The following is a 1131-nucleotide window of genomic DNA, read 5'->3' as shown; positions in this document are numbered from 1 at the left end:
GGCGCACCTCTCTGTGACCCTCATCGGCTCCACGAGCACGGCGATCTGGGCCGGCTCTGCGCTCAGCCTCTACTGGCTCGGTCTCGTCGGAGCGATGGTGGCCAGTCTCGACGGCCTGCGCACAGCGGCGACGGCCCCGGCGCTGGTCACTGCTGTCGCCCTCGTCGCCCTCGCCGTGCCACTGCTCACGGTCGCCGCGACCGGCACGATGGAGGTCAGCGCGAGCAACGGCAGGATGCTCCCCGCCTTCGCGTCCGCTGAGGCGGCATCGCGACCGGACCTCGGCACGCTCCAACTCACGGCCCAGCCCGGCGGCGGTATCGCGACGACGCTGCACCGGGGGCTCGGCACCGCCCTCGACGAGCAGAGCACGCTGGCCGCGACCGATACCGCACTCAGCAGAGTGGATGACCGCATCGCCACGCTCGCCGGTAACCTCGCCTCGCGCAGCGGTTTCGACATCGCGGGGGAGCTGGATGACCTGCAAATCGCGTTTGTGCTACTGCCGAATGCGACGACGGACAGCGCAGCGCAGACCCGGCAGCGTGTCGCGGATGCCCTCGACGGCAACCGCATCCTCACCCCCATCGGTTCTACTGCCCAGGGGTTCCTGTGGAACTACGGCGCGCTCTCCGACGGATCGGCCCCGACGGGACCTGGGCCTCTCGAGACCCAGATCGGCCAGGGGATTATTATCGGCCAGGCCGTGGTGTTCGGCCTTACCCTGTTGCTGGCAATCCCGACGACCCGGCGCCGTCGGGTGCGCGCCGCCCAGGCCGGCGCCGCGGTCGCCGTCGATTCCGTGGAGGGGCCGGCATGAGCGAGAACATCGGAGCGCAGGAGGAGCCCTCGGGCGAGCAGTTCAGCAGGGACGAGCCGTTCCCCGAGCAGGACGAGCTCGAGACCTCGAGGCGGCGCCCGTTCACCCTTCGCGGCGTTGCGGCCGCGGGAGGCCGGGCAGCGGTCGGACTGGTCGGCATCGGCGTCGCCGCCGTGACGATCGCGGCATCCATGGTGCTGCCGCTGCCCACCGTGCAGGTCTCGGCGCCCGACACGCTCATCACCCCCGTGCCCACGGCGCAGCAGCTCGTGTGTCCCGGTGCGATCCTGAGACTGGCCAGTGACAGCGGT

General features: G+C 71.0%; 2 pseudogenes. Both read left to right on the top strand.

The features are described 5' to 3' along the window. Positions 1–820 (top strand): annotated as a pseudogene (locus tag RMN95_RS11030) (glycosyltransferase family 2 protein); the annotation flags it as partial. Continuing rightward, positions 817–1131, top strand: a pseudogene (locus RMN95_RS11025) (hypothetical protein); the annotation flags it as partial. The pseudogenes RMN95_RS11030 and RMN95_RS11025, both read left to right, overlap by 4 nt.

The organism is Salinibacterium sp. (assembly GCF_031364185.1).
Lineage (GTDB): Bacteria > Actinomycetota > Actinomycetes > Actinomycetales > Microbacteriaceae > Rhodoglobus.
The sequence above is the reverse complement of the archived record's forward strand: the minus strand, read 5'-3'. Positions and strand labels throughout refer to the sequence as shown.